The 16847-nt window shown below is 55.4% G+C and carries 15 protein-coding genes and 1 pseudogene; 5 read left to right on the top strand and 11 right to left on the bottom strand.

Annotated features, from left to right (window positions below):
* The 11 genes from AC2FND_RS16130 to AC2FND_RS16180 form a co-directional block, all read right to left on the bottom strand.
* A partial coding sequence (locus AC2FND_RS16130) for an ABC transporter ATP-binding protein (protein ID WP_496770848.1) occupies positions 1–927 on the bottom strand: 927 nt, incomplete at its 3' end.
* A gap of 11 nt (positions 928–938) precedes the next feature.
* Positions 939–1781: a carbohydrate ABC transporter permease gene (locus AC2FND_RS16135; RefSeq protein WP_496770850.1), complete on the bottom strand. Its 843-nt coding sequence runs from the start codon at positions 1779–1781 to the stop codon at positions 939–941.
* Between the two features lie 10 nt (positions 1782–1791).
* Positions 1792–2742 carry a carbohydrate ABC transporter permease gene (locus AC2FND_RS16140; RefSeq protein ID WP_480539681.1) on the bottom strand — a complete coding sequence of 317 codons (951 nt, stop codon included), beginning with the start codon at positions 2740–2742 and terminating at the stop codon, positions 1792–1794.
* The gene (locus AC2FND_RS16145) at positions 2724–3983 is read right to left on the bottom strand and encodes an ABC transporter substrate-binding protein (protein ID WP_496770851.1); all 1260 of its coding nucleotides are present in this window, start codon (positions 3981–3983) and stop codon (positions 2724–2726) included. The genes AC2FND_RS16140 and AC2FND_RS16145 overlap by 19 nt, the downstream gene beginning before the upstream one ends.
* A gap of 35 nt (positions 3984–4018) precedes the next feature.
* Entirely contained in the window at positions 4019–5170 is a 1152-nt protein-coding gene (locus tag AC2FND_RS16150) for an aminotransferase class I/II-fold pyridoxal phosphate-dependent enzyme (protein WP_496770853.1), read from the bottom strand.
* Complete coding sequence (locus AC2FND_RS16155; protein WP_496770855.1) at positions 5163–5939, bottom strand: FadR/GntR family transcriptional regulator; 777 nt, start codon at positions 5937–5939, stop codon at positions 5163–5165. The genes AC2FND_RS16150 and AC2FND_RS16155 overlap by 8 nt, the downstream gene beginning before the upstream one ends.
* Positions 5940–6325: 386 nt before the next feature.
* Positions 6326–7561, bottom strand: a complete 1236-nt coding sequence (locus AC2FND_RS16160) for a Tm-1-like ATP-binding domain-containing protein (RefSeq protein WP_496770856.1) — start codon at positions 7559–7561, stop codon at positions 6326–6328.
* The gene (locus tag AC2FND_RS16165) at positions 7558–9042 is read right to left on the bottom strand and encodes an aldehyde dehydrogenase family protein (RefSeq protein ID WP_496770857.1); all 1485 of its coding nucleotides are present in this window, start codon (positions 9040–9042) and stop codon (positions 7558–7560) included. The genes AC2FND_RS16160 and AC2FND_RS16165 overlap by 4 nt, the downstream gene beginning before the upstream one ends.
* Before the next feature lie 4 nt (positions 9043–9046).
* Positions 9047–10564, bottom strand: coding sequence for a tripartite tricarboxylate transporter permease (locus AC2FND_RS16170; protein WP_496770859.1), 1518 nt, complete (start codon positions 10562–10564; stop codon positions 9047–9049).
* Between the two features lie 12 nt (positions 10565–10576).
* Entirely contained in the window at positions 10577–11116 is a 540-nt protein-coding gene (locus AC2FND_RS16175) for a tripartite tricarboxylate transporter TctB family protein (protein WP_496770861.1), read from the bottom strand.
* Between the two features lie 73 nt (positions 11117–11189).
* Positions 11190–12134, bottom strand: a complete 945-nt coding sequence (locus AC2FND_RS16180) for a tripartite tricarboxylate transporter substrate-binding protein (protein ID WP_209599094.1) — start codon at positions 12132–12134, stop codon at positions 11190–11192.
* A gap of 113 nt (positions 12135–12247) precedes the next feature.
* On the opposite strand from AC2FND_RS16180, the pseudogene AC2FND_RS16185 reads away from it, so the two are divergent.
* The 5 genes and pseudogenes from AC2FND_RS16185 to AC2FND_RS16205 form a co-directional block, all read left to right on the top strand.
* A pseudogene (locus tag AC2FND_RS16185) lies at positions 12248–12394 on the top strand (helix-turn-helix domain-containing protein); the annotation flags it as partial.
* Positions 12395–12442: 48 nt separating this feature from the next.
* Positions 12443–13057 carry an IclR family transcriptional regulator domain-containing protein gene (locus AC2FND_RS16190; protein ID WP_480508792.1) on the top strand — a complete coding sequence of 205 codons (615 nt, stop codon included), beginning with the start codon at positions 12443–12445 and terminating at the stop codon, positions 13055–13057.
* Positions 13054–14409, top strand: coding sequence for an aminotransferase class III-fold pyridoxal phosphate-dependent enzyme (locus AC2FND_RS16195; RefSeq protein ID WP_496770862.1), 1356 nt, complete (start codon positions 13054–13056; stop codon positions 14407–14409). Before AC2FND_RS16190 ends, AC2FND_RS16195 begins: the two co-directional genes overlap by 4 nt.
* A gap of 148 nt (positions 14410–14557) precedes the next feature.
* The gene (locus tag AC2FND_RS16200; RefSeq protein ID WP_496770864.1) at positions 14558–15847 is read left to right on the top strand and encodes an aspartate aminotransferase family protein; all 1290 of its coding nucleotides are present in this window, start codon (positions 14558–14560) and stop codon (positions 15845–15847) included.
* Positions 15844–16797, top strand: coding sequence for a phosphotransferase enzyme family protein (locus AC2FND_RS16205; RefSeq protein ID WP_496770865.1), 954 nt, complete (start codon positions 15844–15846; stop codon positions 16795–16797). Before AC2FND_RS16200 ends, AC2FND_RS16205 begins: the two co-directional genes overlap by 4 nt.
* Positions 16798–16847: the final 50 nt, after the last annotated feature.

Below are 16847 nucleotides of genomic sequence, written 5' to 3' on the forward strand. Positions count from 1 at the left end.
ATTGACGTAAATGTTCGTGTCCGATCCCAGATGTTCAACAACATCCGCCACGGCCGACAGATCACCGGCACCGTTGTCCACAACATCGATATGTTCCGGCCTTACACCCAGTTCTTTCGCCTGAGCGGTAAGGGGTTGATCGAGCATCCTGATTTCAACCCCATTCCCGACATTCACACCTGTTTCGGTTCCCAGAGCGGGCACAACATTCATGGTGGGTGAGCCGATAAATTGCGCAACAAACTTGTTGGCCGGTCTTTCATAAAGCTCGAGCGGGCTGCCGACTTGCTGGATATCCCCTGCGTTCAGAACAACGATCCGATCTGCCAGCGTCAACGCTTCGACTTGATCATGGGTCACATAGATCATGGTCGCACCTAGTTTTTGATGCAGCCGCGCAATCTCCAGCCGCATCTCGACACGCAAAGCCGCGTCAAGGTTTGACAAAGGCTCGTCAAACAGAAAGGCGCGTGGGTCCCGGATGATGGCCCGCCCCATGGCAACCCGCTGACGTTGACCACCCGAAAGGGCCTTGGGCAAGCGATCCGTCAATTTGGTCAACCCCAGCGTCTCTGCCGCCTGGGCGACCTTTGATATGCGTTCAGCCACCGGAGCTTTGCGGATTTCCATCGAAAAACCCATGTTCCGCGCAACATCCATATGCGGGTAAAGCGCATACGATTGAAATACCATCGCGATGTCCCGATCTCTTGGCCTCACATCGTTCATACGCTCGCCATCGATCAGAAAGTCGCCGCTTGATATCGGTTCAAGACCAGCAACCATGCGCAGCAAAGTGGACTTGCCGCAGCCTGACGGGCCGACCAGAACGATGAACTCACCATCCTGAATTTCAAGGTTGATGTTGCGCAGGACCTCAACGGATCCATAGCGTTTTGCAACGTCACGAAGTTCGATACGTGCCATGATCTGGCCTCCTATCCTTTGACCGCGCCGGACGTGAGGCCCTGCACGAGATAGCGTTGAATGAAGATGAAAAAGAGGCAACTGGGGATCAGTGCCAGCACGCCGGCCGCCATCATTTGCCCCCAATCGACCGAGAATTTGGAAACAAATGTCAACAAGCCAACCGGGAATGTCATCGCGTCGTTCTTTGAAATCAGCATCAACGCAAACAACAGCTCGGACCATGCGGCAGTAAAGACAAATCCAAGCGTCGCCCCGAGACCGGGCAATGTCAGTGGGAACACCACTTTGCGCAGCGCCTGAAACCGCGTACAGCCATCCATCATCGCCGCGTCTTCCAGATCTATGGGAATGCCATCAAAGAAAGACTGCATCAGGAAAGTAGCAAAAGGGATGTTGAACGCAGTATAGACAACGATCAGACTTGTCAGCGAATTCAGCAGTCCGAGGTCGGCAACAATCTTATAGATCGGTGCAATGATCATCAGAAGCGGGAACATCTGGGTGATAAGCATCAAGGCAATGATGATGCGTTTGCCCGCGAAAACGAAGCGCGAAAAGGCATAGCCCGCCCCAGCCGCAAACAGAGTAGTAAAGAACGCAGCCCCCAGCGACACCACAAGAGAGTTCCGGAAATAGGCCACAAAGTCGGTCTGAAAAATGACCGTCTTGAAATTTGAAAAGGTGACCTCGCTTGGAAACAGCCGGGTGCCCTCTGAAAAGATCAGCGCGTCCGGGGTCAACCCGATCTTGAGCAACCAATAAAGCGGGAACAACGCAAAGATCAGATAGAACGCAAGTGCCGCGTATTTGCCCACAACCAGCAGGGGGTTGGGTTTCCTGACAGCTGACATGGCCAACTCCTCAAATCTTGACCAGCTTCTTGCGAAGCCAGAGCAGGATAACGGCATAGATCAGAAGGATCAGCAGCAGCGCCACAGCAATGGTTGACGCGTAACCGAAGTCCAATTTGCGAAAAGCGGTGGTGAAGATATAGGTCGACAGGATTTGCGTCGAATTCGCAGGCCCGCCACCGGTCATCACATAGATCAGGTCGGCAAAGTTGGCGATCCAGATTGTCCGCAGCATCACGGTGATCGCGATCATCGGAGCAAGAAACGGCAACGTGATCTTGGTGAAGGTCTGCCAGGGGGTCGCGCCATCGACTTCTGCGGCCTCATAAAGCTCATCGGGTATTGATTGCAAAGCCGCCAGCAGCGTGATCGCAAAGAACGGCACGCCGAACCAGATATTTGCCGTGATCGGACCCCACATGGCAAGCTTGGGGTCGCCAAGGATATTGTAGGGCTCTGACAGAATGCCAAGCGCGGCCAGCCAATGCGGCAGCGGGCCGATGACAGGGTTAAAAAGCCACGCCCAAGTCAGCGCGGAAAGGAAGGTCGGGACAGCCCAGGGTAGGAAAACAAGCGCCTGAAAAAGTTTCTTTCCAAAGAACTGCGTATTCAAAAGCATAGCAAGGCCAAGGCCAAGCAGAAACTGGAACGTTATCGACCAAAAGGTCCAGAACAGCGTGTTCTCCATCGCGATCCAGAACTTGCGGTCTCGCCACAGGTCACCGTAGTTTTCAAAACCGATCCAGCCAGAAGCAAAAGGCTTTAACAGCTCAATGGATTGGAACGAATATGAGATTCCGATGATTAGCGGAACCATGATCACCGCACCGATCAAAAGAATTGCGGGCGACAAATAGAAAAAAGGCTCGACCATGTATTGCAGGTAGAGCGAGCGTCTTGCCCGGGTTTCCCCGGGCCGGACAGTTTTCTGAGTGCGCGAAATCACTGTTTTGCCTTCCACTTGGCATGCTCGTCGGTGAGGAACTCGGCCCACTCATCCGCGACGTCCTGCGCACTGCGCTGCCCCAACAGGGCTTCCTGACTGGTTTCCAGCAGAAGTGTGCTGCCAAAATAGCCCCACTGCTCCAGGTTGGTTGGCATTGTTGTCGGCACATATTGCTCACCGTTCAGTTCTTCGAACCAGCCTTTGAATTGCTCGGTCTGGAAATGAGGATCCTGATCGGCGCCTTTGTGGATCGGAATGACGCCAACACGCTTTGCCCACGTGGCGTTGGCTTCGGGCGTCGACAAGGCCGCGACCAGATCAAATGCTTCGTCTTCATGTTCAGTTGCATTGAAGATCGACCAGCCTGCGAACCCAATAGTCGGGAAAGCTTTGCCCGAAGGTCCAACAGGCATCGGAATGACCGCGAAATCTTCGGCAGGCATCCGCTCGGCAATAGCGATCAGTGCGTCCGGGTCTTGATCGAGGAATGCACAGGTGCCGGAATAAAAACCAGCCACAATCTCGTTAAAGCCCCAACTGACGGCATCCTTGGGCGCATATCCGTTCTGATACATGTCGATCATGAACTGGATGCCTTCGACCGAGCCGGGCTCGTTGATGCGGCTGGTGCCGTCTTCTGTGAAAAACTCGTTGGTGCCGTTCATGGCTGCGGCGAACATGATCCAGCCGTTTGTTCCACCGGGACCACCGCGCAGACAGTATCCGTACTTGCCTTCAAGCTCGGACACCGCGGCAGAGGCAGCCTTGAACTCCTCCATCGTAGTCGGAGGGGTGTCGATACCGGCTTCGGCCAGCAGTTTTTTGTTGTAGAACATCGCCCGCAGGTAGAAGCCGTACGGGATCATATAGAGATCACCCGCCTGGCTGCCCATGGCAACGGTCTTGTCTGTCAGCGTTGCCCCGTGTTCCCATCCAGCGACATGGTCCTTGAGACTGACCAGCTGATCGGACCCGGCATAAAGAGCCTGCCAGGTATCAGGCATTTCAACCACATCCGGGATGTCGCCACCTGCCACCATTGTCGCCAGCTTTTCGAACGCGTTGCCCCACGGCAGCGATACAATCTCGACAGTGACGTCGGGATTATTGGCTTCAAATTCATCAACCAGCCCCTGAAGCACCTCTGTACGCTCGGGGCTCGTAATAACCTCGACCAGTTTCAGTGTGGTCTCGGCATAAGATGCCGAACCCATGAACACGGCCGCAGCCGTCATTCCTGATAGTAGTTTTTTCATGTTTTCCTCCTGTTGATTTTATTGAGCGAACAGTTCTAAGCCGTGCTTTCGGCGAGAGCCGAAGCAAAATCGGCCCACAAGTCTTCTGCCGACTCGAGCCCCAAACTCAGGCGCACCAGATTGGGTGAGACCCCAAATTTCTGCATTGAGTTCTGTTCGCCAGCCTGAGCAAGCCCAACGCGTGCAGGCAGAATCAGACTTTCGAAGCCGCCCCAGCTCACGCCGAGGCGGAATAGGTTCAAAGCATCAGAAAACTTTGCGATGTCGACACTGTCATCAAACTCAACCGACATAAGTCCGGACCGCCCCGTCAACCCGGGAACGTCGTCGGCCCCGGGTGAGTTGACTCGCCTCACCTGCGGAACAGTGGCCAGGTGATCGACGAACAAGTTGGCCGTCGTCTGATGCTGCATCATGCGCGCATGCAAAGTACGCAGGCCGCGCGTCAACAGGAACGCTTCAAAAGGTGCCAGTTTAGCACCAAGCAAAGGAAGTGTCAGATCACGGATGCGGGCGATATGGTTTCGGGAGGCAACCACCACGCCCGCAACCGTGTCCGAGTGCCCCGAGATGTATTTCGAGGCTGAGTGGATGACGATATCGATGCCCAGTGTGAGGGGGCGTTGGAACACCGGGCTTGCCCATGAATTATCGATCATCGTCAGCACATTGTGGCGTCTGGCATGCTCTGCGACGCGGCGCAGATCCATCGCCTCAAAAACGACGGAACCGGGACTCTCCAGATAGGCCAGCGTTACATCGGCAAGCAGTTCGGGGTCGTTTTCGAAACGCTCCGGCGCGTGATAGTCGATATGCACCCCGAACGGGCGCAGGATGCGCTCCATAAACCGGAATGTGTCCGGATAGACATGTTTGACGCAGGCAATCCGGCCACCAGGTTTGACAAATGCCAGCAGCGTCGAAGAAATTGCGGCCATCCCGGATGCAAATGCAACGGCTGTCTGACCTTGTTCGGCTTCAGCCATGAGCGTTTCAAACGCGGCGACGGTCGGGTTTTCCACGCGCGTGTAGATGGCTGTTTCTGATTTTCCCGCCATCCGGTCTTCAAAACTCTGATAATTGTCGAAAGTGAATAGTGAGGTTTGAACAATAGGTGGCGTGACCGAACCTGCCGCGTCCGGGAAGGTTGCTGCAAGACGCGTCGAAAGGTCTTCGTAGTCAGACATTCTGGCTTTCCATGATTTCTAGGACTTCTGCTTCGACCATATCCATGATCTCGCCGACAATCCTTGCGGCTTCTTCTGCTCTGCCAGCGACGACTGCTTCGGCAAGTTGCGTGTGCATTGGAATTGTGGCCTGACCCAAGTGCGGTTGGCCGAATGGTGCTTCGTATACTTCGTTAAAGGCTTCTTGAATCTGCCGGATTAGCTGCCCGAACAATGGGTTTCCGCACGCTTCGTGCAGTGAAGCGTGAAACCGGTAGTCTGCCTGACGCCAGTCCTCACCGGCAGAATGAACAGCTATGAGTTCTGCAACGCGGGCCGAAATCAAAAGCCGCTGCGCGTCTGAGCAATTCAGTGCTGCCAACCTTGCTGCCTCAATTTCCAGTGGCCGACGCACGGCGTGCGTCCGCAAAAGGCTTTCGGCTTCGAGCTTCAGCGTGAATGGAAGGTGGATCGTGTTGGCAGATACCTCGGCCGCCAATCGCGTCCCGGCTTTCTTGTTCCGCACAACGATGCCCATGTTCTGCCAGCTTGTCAGAGCCTCCCGAACCTTCGCCCTTCCGATCCCAAGCTGATTTGCAATTTCGATCTCTGGCGGCAGGCGATCGCCTACTTTCAAACCTTCCAGTTCGATCATTCCAGAGAGAGCATCCAGAACGTCCCGGCTACTACTGCCAGGCGGCAGCGCCCTCAGGGAACTGCCGACACTCTCAGCCGTTTCTTGTGGAGGTGTTCTTGTTTCCACGTGCCACTGCTCCGAATCATAGTCCATTCATTACTACATTTAATGTCCGACAAAATAAACCATAATGTCGGACATTAAATTTCTTCGCAAGACAACCCGAAAGAGTTCAGCGCAGATTATCCGCGGTCCATTGCAGCAGGATCGTCACCAGTCACAGGTAAGCGAAGGAAGGTGTAGCGGCCCAATATCTGAAGCTGCTGACCTGGTCCCCATAGTCGCGAAGACGAAGGGATCAGCAGTCAAGCAACTGAATCGCATAGGGATCAACCGAGTTTGGAAAACGGAAACCCTTCAGGCGCGTGTGGGGATTTGGATTGCGACCTCCAGGTTCTGCTACCGCAGGTGCAATCTAGAATCTTGGCCACCGATACCGCACCGATCGATCTTCTGGCCATCTAAGGGTCGGCGTGCAACTAGACAGAGATTGTCCCATCGGCCCGCCAGCCGTCGAAAATCTCCAGCGCCTTGTCCGAGAATGCCTTGTCGTTGATATGACAGGCCAGCCTGTGTGCCTCGACCGTCTTGGGCAAGTTGGCTTCAATTCCTGTTAGAAACGCCTTAAGGCCATCCGGATTATGGAGGTCCGCGCCCTCGCGATCCCATTCCCCCAGGCCATGCTCAGGCAGAATGATCGCTGTGGGCCCCTTCGCCTTGGCGAGTTGATCACAGTGGGCCAGCGCCACCAGGTTCGTTTCGGCGGCTTGCAGAACGACCGAAGTAATCAGGCGGTTGTGGGCGTGCTTGAGGTGACTGTCCCACTTTGTTTCAACAGGCTGCCAGCCAACCACATCGACCAGATCATAGCACCCGGGAGATACGATCTGTGGCGTTCCGGTCAACCCGGCATTTGTCAATCGATCCGCACCAGCCGAGATGTTTGATCCGTTGACATGGTTGCCCAGCTCCTGCGTGCAGAAATCGAACACACAGGCAAAGGCTCCTTGTGCTGCGAGGCTTTCAAAGGCGCGCCCGCCCATGCCGGTCGCATGGAATACAGCCACTTCGAAACCGCGCGCCTCTAGCGCGGGTTTCAGCGGGATCACGTATTTCAGTGCAGAGGTGCCAAGTGACGTCATTCCAACAAGCGGCTTGTCAGGGTTTGGCCTCTGCGCCGCCTTGGCAGCACCTAGTACAGCGCCCGCAGCCTGACTGAGGGAGGCCTTGCAGACCGAGTTCAAACCGTACAGCCCACCAGCCCAGAGGATCATCTGCGTGTCAGCAGCCAGTCTTTCGGCAGGGATCAGAGGCGAAAAGGATACCGTAGAGACGATGTATTTTGGGGTGCCGAGTGGCAGAGCCGAGGCCACGTCCAGCGCAAGATCCGTACCCATTGTACCGCCCAGCACAATCATGCCGTCAAATTGTCCTTCGGCGTAAAGGCGCGCCGCCAGCAGGCTGGCACCTCGGGCCATGATTTGCATCGCGTGGTTTTCATCACCGCTATCGATAGCGGCCTGTATCGTGCTGCCACCTTCTGCGGCGACATCATGTTTCGAGTAGTCCGTAGGCATTGACGGGTCTCCAAGTACTGAGACATCCATCGTCAGGACTTTGCCGCCCTGGTCGCGGATCACGCCCGAAAGGAAGCCAAGCTCATCATCTTTGGTGTCAAAAGTGCCAATGACCAGAATTGTTTTTGCGTCATTCATAGCTTTATCCACGCGGTTTTAAGATTCACGTATTTCTCGATGGCATGCAAAGACTTATCGGATCCATTTCCGGATTGCCCGACACCACCCAATGGCACCGTACCATCGGCCCCGCCATATGTGTTGATATGCATGACCCCGGTTCGAACGGACTTTACCATGTGGTGAGCCCGGCTGAGGTTGCTGGTCCATGCCGCCCCGGCAAGCCCGAAAACTGTGGAATTAGCCAATGAGATTGCTTCTTCCTCTGTTGCGAACGAGGTAACGCCCAGAACCGGACCGAACACTTCCTTTTGTGCCAAAGTCGCGTCGCGGGCCACACCGGTCACGATTGTCGGGGCCATGTAGTAGCCGCCCGTGTCTTGCAAAACACGGGATCCACCCATGACAACCCGCCCACCTTCCCGTGTTGCGGTGTCAACGAAAGCAAGGTTCGCTTGCAACTGCGCTTCTGAATTTACAGCCCCAATTTGGGTGTCGATCCTCAACGGATCACCCACACGCATTGCTTCGGACACCTTTACGACAGCGGCAACAAAATCGTCATGGATCGCATCCTCAACCAGCAGACGCGACCCGGCCACGCAAACTTGACCTGCATTACGGAAGATCCCGGCGGCCGTAACCTTGGCGGCTTCATCCAGATCTGGGGCGTCGGCAAAGACGATGTTGGGGGACTTGCCGCCCAACTCCAGATACACCCGTTTCAAATTGGACCGCGCTGAATATTCCATCAGCCGCCGCCCCGTCACCCCCGAGCCAGTAAAAACAAGGACATCCACATCCATCGACAAGCCCAATGTCTCGCCTACGACATGGCCCTTGCCAGTGACGGCGTTAAGGACACCGGGTGGCAGTCCGGCTTCTAGCGCCAGGTCCGCCATCCGCATTAACGACAGCGACGCGGTTTCGGCCGGTTTTAGGACCACAGAATTGCCCACCGCCAAAGCAGGTCCCAGCTTCCACGCACCGATCATCAGCGGAAAGTTCCAAGGGATGATTGCCCCTACGACACCCACAGGCTCTTTATGGATCATGCCGAGGATGTCGCCGGGCGTCGGAGCGATCTCGCCATAAATCTTGTCGAGGGCTTCTGCGTAGTACCGGATCGTCGCGGCGGCAGAGAGAGGCTCGGCCTTCAGCGCCATGCTGATTTCGGTTCCATTGTCGCGCACACCAAGGACAGCCAGTTCCAAGGCGTTGACCTCGATCAGATCGGCCCATTTCATCAGCACTTTCTTGCGAGCGGCTGGTGGTTGACCTGCCCAGCGGCCATCGTCGAAAGCGGCGCGGGCTGATGCGATTGCTGCTTCCATGTCGGCAGGTGTTCCAGCCGCTACCGTGGTCAGGACCGTCCCGTCGATTGGTGAGATTATCTCCATCCGCCCACCATCGGAAGCGGCGACATGCCTGCCGTCGATCAAGTGATCAAACGCGGCCACCGGTCGGGCCCGCAGGGCATCGATCTTGGACTGATCCATCACGTTACCTCGTATGGCTGTCGTGCATGTCGTGATCTTCTTCCGGCTGATGAGCGCGCCATTCCTTGATCAGCGTCCGTAAGTGCAGCGCCAGAACAATGACGATCAGACCGAATATTATTGCCGCAATCGGTCGGTCGATCATGTCCAATGGTGTCTTCAACCGTGGCAGAGCCGAGCGCAGCTTTACCTCCATGATACCACCAAGGACCATGCCCAGAATGATTGGGACAATCGGCAAGTTCAGTCGCTTTAGAACAAGGCCCAACACGCCAAAGCCTGCCGAGATCATGCAGTCGGTCAGTGAATTGCGGAGCGAATAGACACCCACAAAGGACAACAACAAGATCATCACACCCAGAAAGCGTGTCGGTACGCGGATAATCTTGGTCATAAGGTTTGTAGAAAACAGCAGAAAGACCATAACGATGACGTTTAGAGCGATCAGCGCAAAGTAGAGGCCGTAGACCAGATCAATATTGTTCTGGAACAGCTGCGGTCCCGGGATAACATTGTGAACATAAAAGACCGACAGCATCATCGCTGTCAGCGCCTCACCCGGAATGCCAAGCGCGAGCAGCGGGATCATTGCCGCAGCTGGAACCGCATTGTTGGCCGCCTCCGAAGCAATCAGACCTTCCGGGGATCCTTTACCGAAACTATCCGGATCTTTCGAAGTTTTTTGCGCGTAGGTGTAGGACATGAACTGGGCTGTGAACTCACCCGTGCCAGGGATCATCCCCAACAGGACACCAAAGCTCGAGGCAACAGTTGCTACGCGCTTGTGGCCCAGCAGTTCCTTAATACCGGCCCCCATCCGGCCGGTAACTGGCTGGGCGTCGGGGCTGCTGTCGGGTGTTGTTAATAGAAAAAAAGCTTGGCTGAGCGCGAAGAGGCCCAACACCACCACAATAAGGTTCACCCCCGACGATAAGAACGATAGCCCAAACGTGTAGCGTTGTGTGTATGTCACTGCGTCAAGGCCAATGGTCTGCAGGAAGATTCCGAACATCGCCAACAAACCTGCTGCAAAGATCTGCCCCCGATGCGCAAGGATCACTAGAATGATGCCTAACAAAGCGGCAAGAAAGATTTCTCGGCTACCAAACATTGGCGCGATTAAAGCAAGCACCGGAGACAGCAGGATCAGGCACAGAATGCCAAATATGCCACCCCAGAACGATGCTGAATATGCGAGTGATACCGCACGGTGTGCCTCACCCCGTTCTGTCATCGGATAGCCATCATACGAGGTCAGGGCGTTTACCGCCGTGCCTGGCGTGTTGATCAGAACTGCTGGAATAGCACCTCCGTACATTGACGATCCGTAAATTCCCAACAGCATCGTAAGACCAACGATTGGGTCTAGGGAGAATGTCGCCGGTAGCAAAATCGCAATAGCGACAGCCGGTCCGACGCCGGGAATTGCTCCGATAATCACGCCGCCGATTGAACCCACGAGCAAGGCCAGCATGACATCCCAGCGCGCAAGCATTTCCAGTCCGGCAATCAGGTTTTCCATATTTTGCGGCCTCTAGAAATGCGTCAGCATGATCTGCCGCAGACCCTCGGGCAAGCTCTCGTAGATCAGCCCTGACGGCAGATTGACTTTCAGAAAGGTCTTGAACAGAAGCACGATCACCACCGCCGAAAAGGTCGCAGCGATCAGGGTAGAAACCTTTCGGTAACCGGCACGCAAGGACAATGCCAAAGCGAACAAGACGGTGGACGGCAGATAGCCCAAATACGGAACGACCAGAGCATACAGGACAAACCAGCCTGCATATTCCAACGACGCGAGCCAGAGCTGAACTTCTTGCCAGCGGCCATTTAAGCGCTCGGACAAGGCGGATCCCAAAAGGTGAAACGCGGCAAAGATGACCATACCGCTCAGCGACACCGCTGGCCAGAACCGGGGTTGCGCAAACAGTTTCCCGCCATTGCGCCACGCGGTTTGGTCCATCAGTTGCGACAGAAGAAAGACCGAGACGACTAGAACTAGCCACGCGAAGACAATATCGCCGGGCCTGCGGTAGCGCTTGAAGAGCGACTGGAGCGTTTTGACGCGCGACATGGATTTATCCGTTCCAGGAGAAAGCAGGTGGATGGCTGGGCAGTCCAATGCTGCCCAGCAGGCAGGTCCAGCCCTATTCGGACAGCATGGATTCGATTCCGGCCAGAGTCTGCGTATCCTTCTCAATTTGTGAGACTACGTCCGCTGCAGGCTGCCAGTAAACCAATGCGCCAGTCTCGGCAGCCAGCGCTTGGGCGCGGTCGGACATCACGGTCTTTTCCGCGACTGCGATGATTTTGTCCTGCACGTCCTGAGGAGTGTCGGCACGGACAAAAAGTCCATTCCAGAGAGACACGTCCAGAGTAGGTGCAAGTTCTGCCACAGTCGGTGTGTCCGGCGTCAAATTGATGCGCTCGGACCCGATGGATGCCAGAACGCTCACATCTTCGAGGCAGGGCAGGATCAGCTGCAGCGTAGTGTTGATGACATCGACGTCGCCCGACGCCAGAGTGTTACAGTCAAGCGCGTCAAAAGCGGCGTCAGAGGCGTAGGAGAAACCCATCTCCTTGGCCAGCCCAAGCGTCACCTGCGTCGGAACCAATGGCGCGCCGAAGTGACCGAGCACAACGTCGTTGTCCTGTGCGTAGGCCGCCAGTTCTTCCATCGTCGTATAGCCCGAGTCACCGCTCGTCGCGATCACGAAAGGATAGGTTAGAAAGTTGCCAAGCGGCACGAAAGGGTCGGGGTTCAGCTCTGGGATACCGATTTGTGGGCCCACAACCGGGATGGCGATGATGAATGACCCAATCGTATAGCCATCAGCGGGGGCATTTGCGACTTCAATCGCACCGGGGAATGGACCACCGCCACCACCGGGCTTGTTCACGACAGCGGTGGGAACGCCGTAAGCCTCTGAGAAGTCCTCGGCGATCATACGCGTCAAGACATCTTCCAGGTCGCCCGGAGGCCATGGAACAACAAACTCAACGGGTTTTTCCGGATATTCTGCCTGCGCTGCTCCAGCAACCGCAGAAATCGCAATCGCCATGGCCGTTGCGGATTTGGTTAGTTTCAACATTTCGCGCTCCCAGTTGGTGGTTCATATAACGAACCGTTGTTTTATAAAAAAGGTTGCCTTGTTAATGAACTTCTGTCAAACTTTTTTTGCGCCCCGCAATTGAAAGGTTCTCAATGTCGTCGGCAACGAAAGCTCTTGAACTGCTGTCTTACTTCTCGATCTCTCGCCCAGAAATCGGGTTGTCGCAGCTGTGCCGGATTGCAAAAAGAGACAAGGCGACAACATATCGACATCTTCAATCCCTTGAAAATGCAGGGTTTATTGAACAAAATGCGCTTACCAAGCAGTACCGCCTAGGTCCTGCGGTCATGCAACTTGCGCAGATACGCGAGGCCACGGTTCCCCGTAAAGAAGGCGCACGCCACGCTCTTACCGCCCTCGCGGATGCGACGGGCGAGACTGCGCATGCCACGGTACTCTCCGGTCAAACCCTTTATGGACTATGCGAATGCGAATCCCCTCGCCACGCGATCCGTGCCGTCATTGACCTGAACACCTTTCCCCTTCATGCGACTGCATCTGGCCTGTGCGCACTGGCGTTTGGGCCAGAAGATCTTCTCTGCGTCGCGGCACAGGATCTTGAAAGATTCACCGCGAACACACCAACTGATACCGATGGCCTGACCTCATTGGTTGACGCCGCCCGCGCAACCGGTATTGGACGCGCCTACAAAAGTTATGCGGAAGAAACCTATGGGCTGTCAGCCCCGGTCTTTGACCACACAGGTCACTTCGCCGGCGCGGTGGCTGTTGCTTCTGTCGCCACGCGCTTCACTCCGATGTTAGAGCAAACAATCCTGGCAGAACTGATCATCGCCGCACGCGAGATTACCCGAAACTGGGGCGGAGTAATTCCCGCCCATGTCGAGGCGGCCTGGGCTCTCTCCGTCAAGCAATCGAATGCTATGGAACCTGCATCATGAAAGATTCAAATTTCCTGAAAGAACACAACGGTCGTCTGATGTGGCACCCGATGACCTCTCCGAAGGACAGTGCAGACCATCCACCGAAGATTATAACCGGTTCAGAAGGTGTATCAATTTTTGACGTCGACGGGCATCGGGTGGTCGACGGCGTTGGCGGTCTCTGGAACGTCAATCTCGGCTATTCTTGCCAACCGGTCAAAGATGCAATTGCTGCCCAGCTTGACACCCTCCCCTATTATTCCACGTTTCGCGGCACTTCGAATGACGTCGCCATCGAGCTCTCGTATGAGCTAAACGCATTCTTTGCGCCCGATGGCCTTTCGCGTGCGTTCTTCACCTCGGGCGGTTCGGACAGCGTCGAGACGACTTTGCGCCTCGCGCGGCAATATCACAAGCTTCGGGGTGAGGCCGGGCGCACAAAATTCCTCAGCCTAAAGAAAGGATACCACGGAACGCATGTCGGCGGGGCCTCTGTCAACGGAAACGCGAATTTTCGCAACGCTTACGAGCCTTTGTTGCCTGGCTGTTTCCACATCCCGGCGCCTTACACATATCGCAACCCTTTCAACGAAACAGACCCCGAGAAGCTGGCACAGCTATGCCTACAGGCATTGGAAGACGAGATTGCGTTTCAGGGAGCCAACACAATCGCAGCCATGATCATGGAACCAATCCTTGGGGCGGGTGGCGTGATCCCACCGCATCCGTCTTTCGCTCCTGCAGTGCAAGAGATTTGTAACCGAAACGGGATCCTGCTGATCACGGACGAAGTCATCACAGCCTACGGCCGTACCGGCGCATGGTCTGGTGCCCGCCTTTGGGGCATCCAGCCAGACATGATGGCCACCGCGAAGGCGATTACCAACGGATACTTCCCGTTTGGTGCGGTGATGCTTGGCGACCGGATGGTCGAGGCCTTCGAAAACAACCCAGACGCCAAGATCGGCCATGGTTACACCTATTCCGGCCATCCAGTCGGGGCTGCCGCTGCGCTTGCTTGCCTGGCGGAAACCAAACGGCTCAACGTGGTCGAAAACGCAGCGGCACGCGGCACCCAGCTTTATGAGGGTTGCATCGCACTGATGAAGAAATACGACATCATCGGGGATGTGCGTGGTGGCTACGGCCTGATGACTGCAGTTGAAATGGTCAGCGACCGTAACACCAAAAAACCGATAGACGCACCAACCGCGTCAACCGTTCAGGAGGTGGCCTATCAGAACGGAGCAATGGTACGGGTCTCGGGACCCAACTTGATCCTTTCACCGCCTTTGGTGCTGACCGAGGACGACGCCAGCTTAATCCTGGCCGCGCTTGACGCCGGTTTCACAGCCGCAATGGAAGGTTAAGCGTGCCCGAGACCGGCATTGCCTTTCCGGGGGCAAATAGCAGACCTGCGATCCGGGCCGGAACCGCGATGCGCCAAAAACCTCTCGTGCGATCAACGGCCACAACATCGTCGTTGAGCTCAGGTCATGACGGAATGGGGATTAAGCTTTGACCCGCAGTACAGCAGATCTGGTGGCCGCGCGCAGGCGGCTGATGGGGCCAAATGTTTCGACATTCTATGAGGACCCCGTCCACATTGTGAAAGGCGACGGGGTGTGGCTCTGGGATGCGGGCGGCCGCAAGTACCTGGATTGCTATAACAACGTGCCGCATGTCGGGCATTGTAACCCCCGGGTGGTCGACGCGATTTGTCAGCAAGCCAGCACATTGAACACCCACACACGCTATCTGCACGAGGGAATCCTTGAGTATATCGAGCGACTGACTGGAACGATGGCCACTACGTTGGATACGGCAATCTTGACCTGCACCGGGTCCGAGGCCAATGACATCGCCTTGCGAATGGCCGAGGCCATCACCGGCAAACGTGGTATCATTGCCACGGATGCCACTTATCATGGAAATACTTCACTCGTTAGCCAGCTCAGCAAGTCTAACGAGCCCACCGTGAGCTTTGGTCTGGAAAAATACTTCCGCTTTGTCGATGCCCCGGACAGTTATCGTTCACCTGACGCCAACGGGGTTCACTTCGCCAACACAGTAGCGGCCCAGATTGCACAGCTGAAAGCTGACGGTACCGGTTTTGCGGCCCTTGTCGTTTGCCCCTACTTCCTGAACGAGGGTTTTCCCAACAATCCGGATGGCTGGCTGAAACCCGTGGCGGAAATCGTGCGCAACGCGGGGGGCATGTTGATATGTGACGAAGTTCAGTCGGGCTTTGGCCGCACAGGCACGCATATGTGGGCCCATGAAAAGATGGGTGTCATCCCTGATATTGTGACCATGGGAAAACCGATGGCCAATGGTCATCCGGTTGGGGGTGTGGTTGCGAATGCAGATACAGTCGCGGCTTTCCGAAAGGGTTATCGTTATTTCAACACCTTCGGCGGAAACCCCGTCTCTTGTGCCGCTGCGATGGCCGTACTCGAAGAGATCGAGAACAGGGCACTTATTGAAAACGCAAAACGTGTCGGGGACTATGCCCGCGAAAGGTTGTGGGCGTTAGCCAAACGGCATGATGTCATCGGGGACGTCCGTGGGTCCGGCCTGATTTTCGGAACCGAGATGGTCATAGATCGCGACAGCAAGACACCTGCGACCGAATTCACAGATAGCGTTATCAATGCGATGCGACAACATGGAATTCTGTTGTCCAGGTTAGGGCGCCATAAGAACACGCTGAAAATACGACCACCAATGCCATTTTCCAAAGAGAATGCCGATCTGTTGGTCGATACACTGGATTTGGTCCTGAACGAGGTGCCGCTGCACCCATGACCAATGTTGAACTCGCATTATCTCTCTGGGGTCTCGAGAACACAGAAACGACGCTCATCGCAGAACGGGAAAACGCCATCTACCGCGTTGATACACCGTTGGATCGGTATGTCCTCCGACTCCACCGCCGAGGCTATCGAACAGACGCACAGCTGCAAGCGGAACTTGCTTGGATGGCTTGGCTGGATCACGCAGGCCTCTCAGTACCCGCCCCGGTTTCAAGTCTTGCTGGTCCAAATTTACAGTTCGTCTCAGGGACACAAGTCGACATCCTGACATGGCTGGATGGTAAAACTCTTGATGTAGCTTTGTTGTCCTTGCCGTTATCCCAACAATGTGACCTCTTCTTTCGCCTCGGTCAGACCATGGCTCAACTTCATGACACTAGTGACCAGTGGCCGAGTGCTAAGAGATGTGACAGACCGCATTGGGATATTGATGGACTTGTCGGCAAAGATCCCATGTGGGGCAGGTTTTGGGACAATCCAGGGCTCACATCTGACGAGAAAGCGCTGTTCCTCACCTTTAGAACCAAAGCCCGGGATCATCTGACGCAGCTTTCTGCAACGTTGGATTATGGTCTCATCCACGCTGACCTCGTGCCTGGCAATGTTATGTGCTCGGCCGACGCATTGCATCTTATCGACTTTGACGATGGCGGCTTCGGTTTCCGTGTGTTTGAACTGGCCACGGCGCTGCTGAAACATCGCTGGGACCCTAGTTATCCGGCTTTCAAAGCCGCGATGATCGACGGATATACGCGTACTCGCCCAATGAACACAAACCACCTTCTGCTGTTTCTCGCTCTTCGCGCCGCGACCTATGTGGGCTGGAATATCACGCGCGCAAACGAAGATCCGACACAAACCCGAAATGCACGTTTCATCGCGCAAGCCAAGGAACTGGCGGTTGCGTATCTTGAGCGGTATCATCAAGTTACAAGGGATTGAGCTATCGGATCGACGAAACAACAGACCGCTTTAAAGTACGCAATGCAGAT

This window comes from Ruegeria sp. BHSB056 (assembly GCF_059613305.1).

Excerpts from the sequence above, each read along its gene's own strand:
- AC2FND_RS16135 (WP_496770850.1), bottom strand. The coding sequence starts at position 1,781 with ATGTCAGCTGTCAGGAAACCCAACCCCCTGCTGGTTGTGGGCAAATAC.
- AC2FND_RS16145 (WP_496770851.1), bottom strand. The coding sequence starts at position 3,983 with ATGAAAAAACTACTATCAGGAATGACGGCTGCGGCCGTGTTCATGGGT.
- AC2FND_RS16150 (WP_496770853.1), bottom strand. The coding sequence starts at position 5,170 with ATGTCTGACTACGAAGACCTTTCGACGCGTCTTGCAGCAACCTTCCCG.
- AC2FND_RS16155 (WP_496770855.1), bottom strand. The coding sequence starts at position 5,939 with ATGGACTATGATTCGGAGCAGTGGCACGTGGAAACAAGAACACCTCCA.
- AC2FND_RS16160 (WP_496770856.1), bottom strand. The coding sequence starts at position 7,561 with ATGAATGACGCAAAAACAATTCTGGTCATTGGCACTTTTGACACCAAA.
- AC2FND_RS16165 (WP_496770857.1), bottom strand. The coding sequence starts at position 9,042 with ATGGATCAGTCCAAGATCGATGCCCTGCGGGCCCGACCGGTGGCCGCG.
- AC2FND_RS16170 (WP_496770859.1), bottom strand. The coding sequence starts at position 10,564 with ATGGAAAACCTGATTGCCGGACTGGAAATGCTTGCGCGCTGGGATGTC.
- AC2FND_RS16175 (WP_496770861.1), bottom strand. The coding sequence starts at position 11,116 with ATGTCGCGCGTCAAAACGCTCCAGTCGCTCTTCAAGCGCTACCGCAGG.
- AC2FND_RS16180 (WP_209599094.1), bottom strand. The coding sequence starts at position 12,134 with ATGTTGAAACTAACCAAATCCGCAACGGCCATGGCGATTGCGATTTCT.
- AC2FND_RS16190 (WP_480508792.1), top strand. The coding sequence starts at position 12,443 with ATGCAACTTGCGCAGATACGCGAGGCCACGGTTCCCCGTAAAGAAGGC.
- AC2FND_RS16195 (WP_496770862.1), top strand. The coding sequence starts at position 13,054 with ATGAAAGATTCAAATTTCCTGAAAGAACACAACGGTCGTCTGATGTGG.
- AC2FND_RS16205 (WP_496770865.1), top strand. The coding sequence starts at position 15,844 with ATGACCAATGTTGAACTCGCATTATCTCTCTGGGGTCTCGAGAACACA.